Genomic DNA, 10,649 nt, shown 5'->3' on the forward strand with positions numbered 1-10,649 from the left:
CATATAGATTATAGTTATTTAGTCTATTTTATCTATTTTTAATTCTTTAGACCTTTAATTAGTTTTTCTTTATTATTTTCTATTTTTATTTTATTATTATTCTTATTTTTAAATTATACTATTTTTCTTAATTTAATTTTATAATTATTTTTAGGACGGTTTATAGTTTAAGGGTGATACGATGAGAACAACTCAATTTAATGTTTTAGAAGAAGTTAGTTTAAACAATCCCGTATTTATTGAAGCGCTTCCTGGAATTGGTCATGTAGGAAAATTAGCTATTGATCATGTTATTGATGAATTGGATGCTACCAAATTTGTGGAAATCTATTCTCCATACTTCCCGCCTCAAGTTCTTGTAGGTGAAGGGGGAGTTATTGAGGATATGGTTAATGAATTGTACTACTTAAAATCTGCTGGTGAGGATGAAAGAGATTTTATATTCCTTGTTGGTAATTGTCAAGGCTTATCTCCTGAAGGTCAATACGAACTCTGCGGTTCTGTTTTGGACTTTGTAGAAAGTTTAGGGGCTAAGGAAATTTATACATTAGGCGGTTTGGCTGTAGGTCAGCCTATTGAAGGTATTGAAGGTAGAGTTTTAGGTGCCGCTACTGATGAAGAACGTATTGAAATGCTTAAGGAAGCAGATATTGAAATCAGATCTGCAGATGGAGGTATTGTAGGAGCTTCTGGTTTATTCCTAGGATTAGGCAGACTCAGGGGAATGAAAGGCTCATGTCTAATGGGTAAAACTCCAGGATACTTTATTGATGCAGAAGCAGCTGAAGCCATACTTCAAAAATTAGCTATTCTTTTAAAACTTGAAGTAAGTACTGAAGAATTGGAAGAAAGAGCTGAAGAAATTCGTCAAATGATTAATAAGGCACAACAAATGGAACAAGAAATGCTCAATAGGGCTATGGGTCAACAACAGGTACAACCTCAGGACGACCTTAGATATATTGGATAATTTCTTTAAAATTTTTCTTTTTGAAATAGTTTTAAACTATTTCTATTAATTCTTTTTAAATCTTTTAATCTTTTTAAAATTTTTAATATTTTTAATCTTTTTAATATTTTTAATATTTTTATTCTTTAAATTCTTTTTTTAATTTACACATAATTTTTAATATTTTTTTTAATTTTTAAGTTATTTTATTTATTTAAATTATTTTTTAGATTATTTTTAAAGGTTTTTTTTAAAATAATTTTTAATAATTATTATCCTTTTTTCAATTTTAGCAATGATTTTAATAAGTTTTTAATTTAATTTCATACAATACAAACCTTTTATTAATTAGTTTTTTATAGTTTTAGAAATAAATATAATAAAGTATTATACAATTTAAAAAAATTTAATTTATTTAAATCATATTTACTTTTTTAACTTATTAGGAATGATATTATGCTTCAAATTGCAGTTACAGGAAAACCAAATGTAGGAAAGTCTTCATTTTTTAATTCAGCCACTGCATCCAAGGTTGAAATGGCTAATTATCCATTTACCACAATAGATGCAAATAAGGCTATTGCTCACGTTATCAGTGAATGTCCATGTCATGAATTGGATGTGACATGTAATCCAAACAATTCCCAATGTGTGGATGGAAAAAGATTGATTCCTATTGAATTGATAGATGTTGCAGGACTTGTTCCAGGTGCTCACGAAGGAAAGGGTTTAGGAAACAAGTTCCTTGATGATCTTATGCAAGCAAAGGTATTCATTCATGTAATAGATGCTTCAGGTTCCACAGATGCAGAAGGGAACCCTGTGGATTTAGGAAGTCATGACCCATTGGAGGACATTGAATTCCTTGAGCATGAAATCGTTATGTGGATGTATGGAATCGTCAGCAAAAACTGGGTAAGGCTTATCCGTAAGGTTGAAGCTGAACACCTTGACTTTTCAAGAGTTATTTTTGACCAATTGTCCGGTACAGGCATTCTGATTGAAGATGTTATTGAAGCTTTAAGAACTGTAAACCCTGATTACGGCAAATGGGAAGAGGAAGACCTGATTCAATTTGTACGCAATATCCTAAATATTGCTAAACCTTCCCTTGTCATTGCAAACAAGGCAGATTTGCCTGGCGCAAGGGAAAACATTGAAAGAATGAAAGAGAAATATCCTAATGTAATTGCAACCTCTGCAGAATCTGAACTTGCACTTGTAAACGCTGCAAGGGCAGGATTGATATCCTATGTTTCAGGAGATTCAAGCTTTGACATCCTTGAAAAGGATAAATTGAATGACAATCAAATAAAGGCTTTGGAATATATTCAAAGCAATATATTAGACGTTTATGGAAGTACAGGTATTCAAAAGGCATTGAATCAGGCTGTATTTGAACTTCTTGACATGATTGTTGTTTATCCGGTAAGCGATGAGCACAAGTTTACAGACCAGAAGGGCAATGTTCTTCCAGATGCATTCCTTGTTCCAAAAGGTTCCAATCCTAAGCAATTTGCATATATTATCCATACAGACATTGGAGACAAGTTCATGCATGCAGTTGATGCAAGGAAAAACATGAGAATTGCAAGCGATTATGAAATCCAAGATGGAGATATTATCCGTATTGTAACACATGGTTAATTTTGTTATTTTAATTCAATTGCCTTTTGGGTTGAAGAAAATTTTTATTTATATATTTTAATTTATTTGCTTCAATCGTTGACAGATAATCTTTATTTATATATTTTAATTTATTTGCTTCAATGGTTGACAGATAATCTTTATTTAAATTGTTAATTTAATTAATTAGTTTTGTTTTATGATTTAAGCATTATATTTTTGTATTTCAGGTGATTAAAAATGATGCATCCTCGTCCAAGTCCAATAGCAGCTTCCCTATACACTTTAAGGGATTTAAATGCAGATGTAATTATTATGCATGGCCCTCATGGATGTTGCTTTAGAACAGGCAGACTTCTTGAAAGTGATGGAGTTCGTGTTGTAACTACAGCAATGGCTGAAAATGACTTTATTCTAGGTGCTGCAAGCAAATTGGAAGAAACCTTGCAGGAGGCTTATGATGCATTCAATCCTAAATTGATTGGTATTGTAGGAACCTGTGCAAGCATGATCATTGGAGAAGATTTAAAGGAGCCTATTGAAAATCTAGGTCTTGATGCAGTCGTTCTTCCTGTTGAATCCCACGGTGGTTTTGGTGAAGGAGACAATACTGAAGGGGCTATTGCAGTTTTGAATGCAGCTGTTGAATATGGTGTAATACCTCAGGAAGAGGCAGACCGTCAAAATGAGATGTTAAGGCTTGCTACCGAAGTTGAAAAAACTCGTGGAATGGCTCAAGGAAAGTATATCAAGCCTAATTTTGGAGACAATAAGGAAAAGGTTGCAAGAATCATAGTCGATGCCTTAAAGGAAAACAAGAAGGTTGCTTTTGTTTTAAATGCCAAAAAGGAAACTTCCTATCTTTTTGCAGACATCTTAAATTGTGACTTTTCGCCTCTTGTAGATGGGGCAGGTTCAAACAGTGAGATTGAAAATCTTTATTATATTGCAAATCTGGATGAAAACATCGGCCTTCCAAGGATTAGACAGCATGCAACTAATATTAGAAATGAATTGAATGCAAATGGCATTGACATTGATTGTATCACTGGAGGTCTTGATGAGTATCCAATCACTCCAAGAAAGGCGGAGGAGTATTTAAAGGAAATTAAACCTGATTTGATAATTGTTGCAGGAGTTCCTCATGCATTGTATGTTGAGGAATTTGACTGTGAGACAATTGCAGTTACAGACGGTCCAAGACTTGTTCAACCACTTAGGGAATTGTCTTACACTCATGTAATTGCAGAGTTAGATGCTCATTCCAAGACATTAGGTATAGATGAGATAGTTGATTCTGACTTTGGTATGATGATACGTTCAGTAATTGAATGGGAGCTTGAATAAAATTAATTAGTTTTGAGTTTTGTTTAATTTAATTGATCGTTATTTTAATTAAAATTATATTAATTTTTTTAGTAAAACTTCATTCTATTTTAAGATAAGGAAATTTTTTTATAAAAGTTCATTTTATTTTAAGATAAGGAAATTTTTTATTTATTGGGTAGTATTTATGATTACAATTATTGATTATAAAAGCGGAAATCTTAGAAGTATTTCTAATAGTTTTAAGAAGATAGGTTCTGAAGCCATTATAACAAGTGATGCCAGTGAAATTTCCAATGCAGATTATCTGGTTCTTCCTGGAGTAGGTGCATTTGGAACAGCTATGGAAAACATTGAACCTTTTAAGGATCTTATTTTTGAACATATCAATGATGGAAAACCTTTTTTAGGGATCTGTTTAGGTCTTCAGGTTTTATTGTCAAGCAGTGAAGAGTCTCCTGGAGTAAAGGGTTTGGATATCTTTAAGGGAAATGTTGAAAAGATTCCGGAAGGTAGAAAAATTCCTCATATGGGTTGGAATCAATTGAAACAGATAAAACCTTGTCCTATTTTAGATGGTGTTGATGGTAAGGACTTTTATTTTGTACACTCTTATCATGCAGTTCTTGAGGATGAATCTAATTTGTCTGCTGTTTGTGATTATGGTTTAAATTTAACTGCAGCGGTTTCAAGGGACAATGTATTTGCTACTCAGTTCCACCCTGAAAAAAGTGGGGAACCAGGTTTAAAAATACTTAGAAATTTTGTTAATTGGGAATTTTAATTTTTATATTTGTCCAAATTCGTTTTTTGTTTTTTTATTTTAGTTTTTTTTATTTTATTTTATTTTATTTTATTTTATTTTATTTTATTTTATTTTATTTTATTTATTTCTATTATTTTTTTTAGCTATTTTTTATTATTTAATTGATTTTTAAAGCTTTTCAAGCTTTAGATTTTTCTTATTTTTATTTTCTTTTTATAAATTTTCTATAAAAATTCACATTCTTATTTTTATTTTCTTTTATAAATCGTCTATAAAAATTTACATTTTTTATAAATTCTAAACCTTTAAATACTAACACTTGCATATACAAGTATAGAACAGTTGCATATGCAAGTGTTTAAAAATTATTTTCAATCATGTTAGTTTTATATTTTTAACTAATTAATCTTAATTTAAGTTTATTTTTATATTTTGGGGTTGTTTTAGTTTTTTTTAACTTAACTAAGAATTTCAATTATGTTTTATTTTTATTTTTAATTAAAAGAGGTAAATTATGGAGAAAAATTCAAATATTGAAATGATTACTGGAGATCCTAAAAAGGCGATTAATAAATTGTCTCTGCCTATCATTGCAAGCATGTTTCTCATTTTTGCAAATAACATTATTGACAGTATTTGGGTGGCAGGGCTTGGTGCAGAGCCTTTGGCGGCACTTGGATATATCACACCACTCTTTATGGTCTTGATTGGTATTGGAAACGGTATTGGAGCCGGTGGTAATTCCCTTATTTCCCGTTATATAGGTGCTGAAAAGAGGGATTCTGCAAACAATGCAGCAATACATAACGTTATTTTAGGAATAATCCTTTCAATATGTGTTTCAATTATTATTTTGGTATTTTTAGAACCATTGCTTAATCTAATGGGTGCAACAAGTGTCTTGGATTATGCTGTAAGCTATGGGCAAATCATATTTGCTTTTGCATTTGCAATGTTGCTTCCACCAATTTTGGGAGGAGCATTCAGGGCAGAGGGAGATGTAAAAAGGGCAACAGTACCTATTGCAGTGACTGCTGTAATCAATATGTGTATAGATCCTATTTTCATTTACACCTTGAATATGGGTGTTGCAGGAGCTGCATGGGCAACAGTTATTGCTCATATATTTTCAGTTGTGGTAATGTTTTACTGGATGTTTATTAAGAAGGACACCTATTTGAAATATGGCCGCAAATTCTTCCACAATGAGCTTTCAATGTATAAGGACATTTTGGTGGTAGGTATTCCTGCCAGCCTTGAGCAATTGATACTTTCTGCACTTACAATTGTTGTTAATTTCATGCTTACTCTTGTTTCAGGCCCTGTTGCCGTGGCTGTTTATACTGCAGGATGGAGAATCATCAATTTAGGTATGCTTCCGGCTATTGGAGTCGGTACTGCTTCAATTTCCGTTGCAGGAGTTGCATTCGGTGCTAAAAAATATGAAAACCTTAGGGTTACAGCAAGATATGCGGTAAAGGTTGCATTGATTGCATCAATAATTGTTTGTATATTTATAAACATATTTGCAAATCAAATTGCATTCATATTTTCATATTCTGAGTCAAGCGCCCAATTGGAGCCGCTGATTGCAAGTTTCCTACAGATAATGTGTCTATTCATTCTTTATGTTCCATTCGGTGCAAGTGCAGGTAATGTATTCCAAGGTGTTGGTAAGGGATCAATTTCCTTTGTATTAACCACAATCAGGGAATTCATCCTTGTATTGGTATTTGCATACGTTTTAGGTTTTGCAATGAATATGGGAGAGTTTGGAATATACTGCGGTATGCTTTTAGGTGGTGGAATCGGTTCATTAATTGCATATCTCTGTGTTGAATGGTATATCACTCGTTTGATAGGGAGAGGAAAGGATGAAAATAGGATTTGATGAGGATATGCCCTCTGTTCCATTCATTTCCATCTTATATCGTGAGCATGCCAAGTATTTGAATGAAAAGGTAAAGGATGAGGATTTAAGTTTCGGTCTTTTTCCACTGCTCATCAAGGTTTATAAGAATGAGGGAATCATTCAGGAACAGTTGGCTGAATCATTTAGGTTAAATGAGAGCACTGTTGCAAGAAATCTTAAGAAACTTGAGGACAAGGGTTTTATTGAAAGGATTCCAAGCAAAAGAACCAAGGTTATTGGCTTGACTGAAAAGGGGGAAAACACTGCAAGAAAAGTAATGTCTTATGATGATGAATGGGATGAGAGAATTAAGGAGATAATTGGAGAAGAGAAATATTTGGAATTTAAGAACAGCCTTAGATTGATTTGTGAAAATCTGATTTAATTTGTTTTTAAATTTAATTTTAAGTATTTTATAAATTATTTTCTATTTATTCATTCTTTTTGATTTTTTAAATTCATGTTTTATTTATTTTTTTAAAATATTCTTTTTTAGACCTTATTTTTTATTTATTTTTAAAATTTTTCTTTTTCATGCCTTATTTTTTTATTTTATTTTTTTAAAAATCATGTTTTTTGTTAATTTAAAAGTTTTTTATTAATTAAAATTGACAATATTTATATGTCTTGGATTTTAATTATTATTAATGGGGGTAAACTATGAGAAAAAATAAGTTTTTTAACATGTTTGCAGGGCTTGTTCTAATAGGCCTTATAATGATTTCAATCAGTTCTATAAGTGCTGCTGATTTGGACAATTATTTTGATAGTTATGATGAAAATAACTTTACTGACAATTCCTTAAGTTTGAACACTTCAAATAATGGTTATTCTAATTCATATATTTTAGGATTGAATGTTAGTTTTAACCCTTATCAAGCTTTAAATGATTCTAAAGAATTGAATAAAACAGTGATTCTTATCTTTGATCAGGATTCATGTTCCTACTGTGACCAATTTGAGGAAGAGACCTTAAAAGACTCTGAAGTCCAAGCTGAAATTAATGAGTATTTTATTCCAGTTTTTGTGGATGTAAATGACAATTATGAAATGGCAGAGAGTTTTGAAGTTTATGGAACTCCTACAACTGTCTTTTTGGATGAAAATGGTAGTGAGGTCCATAGCGTTTCAGGTTTTGTAGGTCCTGAGGAGTTTTTAAATGAAATAGATTCTTTTAAGATTAAGATGGGGCCTTAATGTTTAAATGAATTTTTAACTTATTTTTTAATTTTATTTAATTTTTTTAAATTTAATTAATTATTTTAATTTATTTAATTATTTTAATTTAATTAATTTTTTTTAATTTTATTTAATTTTTTAAAATTTTACTAATTCATTTGTTTTATTAATTAATAATCTTGATTTAATTTGTATAAGGAGTTTAAAATGGAGTTTATTCCAATTATATCATTTTTTACAGGAGTTATTTCAATACTTTCTCCCTGTATCCTAGCTATTTTGCCAATATTTGTAGCCTTTAGTTTAAAGTCTAAAACTAAAACAGAGCTATTTTCATTTGTTTTAGGATTATTCAGTGTATTTACTATAATCATATTTTTGACTGGATTCTTTACAGCTATTGTTTATCATTATATAGTTTATGTAAGGATTCTCGCTGCTTTGATATTGTTGGTAATCGGAATAATGATCTTATTTGATTATTCATTAAGTTTTAAGTCAGTTTCATATGGCGGTGAAGGTCTTCTCTCTTCTTTTATTTTGGGATTTTTAACTTCAATCGCTTGGGCTCCATGTTATAGCGGATACTTGATTTCATTGATTGGTTTGCTTGTGGCTTCAAATGATCCATTCTATGCAGTTGGAAATATAATTATCTATTGTATTGGGTTTGCTTTAACTCTTCTTGTTTTAAGCTTGATTATTAATAAGATTGATTTGGAAAGACTTATTGATAAGACAAAATACATTTCCCAGGTATTTGGAGTTTTAGTCATTTTCGGAGCTCTTTATTTGTTGTATGAGTCTCTTTTAGTTCTATTTTAGGGCTTTAATTAATTTAAATTTAATTTCTAATTTTTCTTTTTTACTAATTTTAAGTGTTTTTTACTTTTTTTAGCATTAATTTTTATCTACTTTTTTTTAAAAAATTTTAAATCTAGTCTAATTTTCCAAATTATTTAAACTAAATTCACTTATTTTTTCAATTAAAAAATCAATTTATATACTGATTTAAATAAATATATAAACAGTAATTAATTTCATGATTATGATTTTTTAATTGGAGATTTAAATATGATATATTCAAATGAAGTAGAAAATATGTGTCCTGTTCGTAAAGGAGCAAATCATGGCCCTGCTCCAATACCTGAAGAGGGCAGATGGGTTAAATCCAAGCAAATCAGTGATATTTCTGGTTTAACTCATGGAATCGGTTGGTGTGCACCACAGCAAGGATGTTGTAAATTAACATTAAACGTTAAGGAAGGAATTATTGAAGAGGCATTGGTTGAAACAATTGGATGCTCTGGAATGACTCATTCTGCAGCTATGGCTGGTGAAATTCTTGTTGGAAAAACAATTCTTGAAGCATTGAACACTGACCTTGTATGTGATGCAATCAATACTGCAATGCGTGAATTATTCTTACAGATAGTCTATGGTAGAACCCAATCAGCATTTTCCGAAGACGGCCTTCCTGTTGGAGCCGGTCTTGAGGACTTGGGTAAAGGTCATAGAAGTCAAGTCGGAACAATCTATTCAACAAAGCTTAAGGGTCCTAGATACCTTGAACTTACAGAAGGTTACATTACTGAAATCGGATTGGATGAAGATGATGAAATTATTGGATATAAATACATCAGTCTTGGAATCATGCTTGATTTAATCAAGGATGGTGTGGATCCTGCAGAAGCTATTGAAAAGGCAAGTGGTCAATATGGTAGATTTGATGATGCTGTTAAAACAATTGACCCAAGGAAGGAATAAATAAGGATTGGGGAGATATTATGAGTTTATTTGAAAGTTATGAAAGAAGAATTGATCAAATCATTCCTGTTTTAGAAAAATATGGCATTAAGGATCTTCAAGAGGCTAAGGCCATATGTAATGAAAAAGGCTTTGACCCTTATGAAATCGTTAAGAATGTTCAACCAATCTGTTTTGAAAATGCTTGCTGGGCATACACTCTTGGAGCTGCAATAGCAATTAAGAAGGATTGTAAAAAGGCAAGTGATGCTGCAAGTGCTATTGGAGAGGCATTACAGGCATTCTGTATTCCTGGAAGTGTTGCAGATGATAGAAAAGTAGGTTTAGGGCATGGAAACCTTGCGTCCATGTTGCTTAGTGAGGAAAGTCAATGTTTTGCATTTTTGGCAGGACATGAAAGTTTTGCAGCAGCTGAAGGAGCTATTGGTATTGCAAATTCTGCAAATAAGGTTAGAAAGGAACCTTTGAGAGTTATTTTAAACGGTTTAGGTAAGGATGCTGCACTTATTATTTCCAGAATTAATGGATTCACCTATGTTCAAACCGAATTCGACTACTTTACAGGAGAGGTTAAGGTAGTTAAAGAAAAGGCTTATTCTGATGGCGAAAGAGCTAAAGTTAGATGTTATGGGGCTGATGACGTAAGGGAAGGAGTGGCCATTATGCATTTGGAAGGAGTTGACGTTTCCATTACAGGCAATTCAACAAATCCTACCAGATTCCAACATCCAGTTGCCGGAACATATAAGAAGGAATGTATTGCAGAAGGCAAGAAATACTTCTCTGTAGCTTCCGGTGGAGGAACTGGAAGAACATTACACCCTGACAATATGGCTGCAGGTCCTGCATCCTATGGTATGACTGACACTTTAGGAAGAATGCATTCAGACGCTCAATTCGCCGGATCTTCATCCGTACCTGCTCACGTGGAAATGATGGGTTTGATTGGTATGGGTAACAATCCAATGGTTGGTGCAACTGTAGCAGTTGCAGTAGCTGTTGAGGAAGCCTTAAAATAAGTTATTTTTTAATTTCTTATTTTTTCTTTTTTTATTTTTATTTAATTTTCTTTTTTTAAGTTCTATTTTTAGTTTAATTTATTTTATTTTCTTTTTTTTAAGTTC

Annotated in this window: 10 protein-coding genes; all 10 read left to right on the top strand. The window is 31.6% G+C overall.

The window, feature by feature from the left end; translation table 11 throughout:
* The first annotated feature begins 181 nt into the window (after positions 1-181).
* The 10 genes from Q0138_RS06845 to Q0138_RS06890 all read left to right on the top strand — a co-directional run bounded on the left by Q0138_RS06845 (position 182) and on the right by Q0138_RS06890 (position 10,544).
* Positions 182-970: a proteasome assembly chaperone family protein gene (locus Q0138_RS06845; protein WP_297982467.1), complete on the top strand. Its 789-nt coding sequence runs from the start codon at positions 182-184 to the stop codon at positions 968-970.
* A gap of 435 nt (positions 971-1,405) precedes the next feature.
* Positions 1,406-2,596 (top strand): redox-regulated ATPase YchF, encoded by a 1,191-nt coding sequence (locus tag Q0138_RS06850; protein ID WP_297982470.1) that lies wholly within the window; start codon positions 1,406-1,408, stop codon positions 2,594-2,596.
* 222 nt (positions 2,597-2,818) lie between these two features.
* Positions 2,819-3,922 (top strand): Ni-sirohydrochlorin a,c-diamide reductive cyclase catalytic subunit, encoded by a 1,104-nt coding sequence (cfbD, locus tag Q0138_RS06855; RefSeq protein ID WP_297982494.1) that lies wholly within the window; start codon positions 2,819-2,821, stop codon positions 3,920-3,922.
* 166 nt (positions 3,923-4,088) lie between these two features.
* Positions 4,089-4,685 (top strand): imidazole glycerol phosphate synthase subunit HisH, encoded by a 597-nt coding sequence (hisH, locus tag Q0138_RS06860; protein ID WP_297982472.1) that lies wholly within the window; start codon positions 4,089-4,091, stop codon positions 4,683-4,685.
* Between the two features lie 496 nt (positions 4,686-5,181).
* On the top strand, positions 5,182-6,558 hold the full coding sequence (locus tag Q0138_RS06865) for an MATE family efflux transporter (protein ID WP_297982475.1): 1,377 nt from the start codon (positions 5,182-5,184) through the stop codon (positions 6,556-6,558).
* The gene (locus Q0138_RS06870; RefSeq protein ID WP_297982478.1) at positions 6,542-6,964 is read left to right on the top strand and encodes a MarR family winged helix-turn-helix transcriptional regulator; all 423 of its coding nucleotides are present in this window, start codon (positions 6,542-6,544) and stop codon (positions 6,962-6,964) included. The genes Q0138_RS06865 and Q0138_RS06870 overlap by 17 nt, the downstream gene beginning before the upstream one ends.
* A 275-nt stretch (positions 6,965-7,239) precedes the next feature.
* A complete protein-coding gene (locus Q0138_RS06875) occupies positions 7,240-7,776 on the top strand; it encodes a thioredoxin family protein (protein ID WP_297982481.1) in 537 nt (178 codons plus the stop codon).
* A 189-nt stretch (positions 7,777-7,965) separates the two neighbouring features.
* Positions 7,966-8,583, top strand: a complete 618-nt coding sequence (locus Q0138_RS06880; RefSeq protein ID WP_297982486.1) for a cytochrome c biogenesis CcdA family protein — start codon at positions 7,966-7,968, stop codon at positions 8,581-8,583.
* Between the two features lie 249 nt (positions 8,584-8,832).
* Complete coding sequence (locus tag Q0138_RS06885; RefSeq protein WP_297982489.1) at positions 8,833-9,525, top strand: iron-sulfur cluster assembly scaffold protein; 693 nt, start codon at positions 8,833-8,835, stop codon at positions 9,523-9,525.
* 20 nt (positions 9,526-9,545) lie between these two features.
* Complete coding sequence (locus Q0138_RS06890) at positions 9,546-10,544, top strand: GGGtGRT protein (protein ID WP_297982491.1); 999 nt, start codon at positions 9,546-9,548, stop codon at positions 10,542-10,544.
* Positions 10,545-10,649: the final 105 nt, after the last annotated feature.

The sequence above is a fragment of the uncultured Methanobrevibacter sp. genome (genome assembly GCF_937906425.1).
Lineage (GTDB): Archaea > Methanobacteriota > Methanobacteria > Methanobacteriales > Methanobacteriaceae > Methanobrevibacter.